Below are 1,322 nucleotides of genomic sequence, written 5' to 3' on the forward strand. Positions count from 1 at the left end.
TTAGTAGTGCCAAGTACATAGCCAAGAGCAAGGGTGTCCATCGTGAGGTGGAATCTGAAGGAAGCTGGAGGCAAACTTCTGGTCTGACGTATAGAAATCACATCAGGCATATATGGATTGGGTAAGGTTGCCATACAAACCAAAGCCCTAAACTACTCGGAAATCCATGGTGTAAATGTGGCAGATAGATGGAAGGAAAGATTGTGTTCTTACCTGGGGAGGTCTCATGGACGTATGGAAACAAAATGTATGAAATACGGTTGAAATAAGATTTATCATGAGAAGTCAGCAGAGGTCATAGTACGAAATGGGGTTAACATCATTTCGGAAGGACTGAACTTTAGGAGGTGAAAGTTAATGAATGTTACTAAAGAAGGAATTAAATACAGACAACTTCAAATAGAAGACTATCTGCAAATGGTATCTGCGGAACAGAAAGAGTATGCAGAAGTGTATGCTTCTTCAAGGATAACTGAAAACAACATCACCAACACAGACGTGTCAAGGGATGATTTATTGGAGAAAATATTAGGCAGAGACAATCTTAACCAAGCGTATGAGAGAGTCAAGTCTAATAAAGGTGCTGGAGGAATTGATGGGATGGGAGTAGAGCATCTTCTACCATATCTCAAAGAGAACAACAAGCTACTTATCCAAAAGGTCAAAGATGGTAAATACCGTCCGAATCCTGTAAGAAGGGTAGAAATACCCAAAGAAGAGAAAGGGAAAGTAAGAAAACTAGGGATACCAACTGTAGTGGATAGGGTAATACAACAGGCAATAGCTCAAGTATTAACACCGATATTTGAAAAGCAATTCTCAGATAACAGTTATGGTTTTAGACCAAGAAGAAAAGCACATGATGCTATGACTAAATGTATAGAGAATGCAGATGAAGGCTATAAGTACGTGGTAGATATGGACTTAGAGAAATATTTTGATACAGTAAATCAGAGTAAACTTATAGAGATACTATCACGAACAATCAAAGATGGAAGAGTCATTTCACTCATCCATAAGTTCTTAAAAGCTGGAGTTGTAGAGAAGCATACATTTAAAGAGACAGGAGTAGGGGTACCACAAGGTGGTCCACTAAGCCCCCTTTTAAGCAACATCATGTTAAACGAACTAGACCAAGAATTAGAAAGACGAGGACATAAGTTTGTAAGATATGCAGATGACCTCATGATACTGTGTAAAAGTAAGAAAAGTGCAAGACGCACACTTGAAAAGATTGTACCATTTATAGAAAATAAACTGTTTCTAAAGGTGAATCATGATAAAACAGAAGTAGCCTACATAGGGAAAGTAAAATTTCTAGG

General features: G+C 38.0%; 1 protein-coding gene. It reads left to right on the forward strand.

Going from position 1 to position 1,322, the window contains the following annotated elements; all coding sequences use genetic code 11:
* Positions 1-357: 357 nt before the first annotated feature.
* Positions 358-1,322, forward strand: a 965-nt coding sequence (gene ltrA, locus ACRDDY_RS16280) for a group II intron reverse transcriptase/maturase (RefSeq protein ID WP_438565990.1), incomplete at its 3' end; no start/stop codon positions are given.

Origin of the sequence: Clostridium sp., assembly GCF_051656525.1 — a bacterium.
In the GTDB taxonomy this organism is placed as follows: domain Bacteria; phylum Bacillota; class Clostridia; order Clostridiales; family Clostridiaceae; genus Clostridium.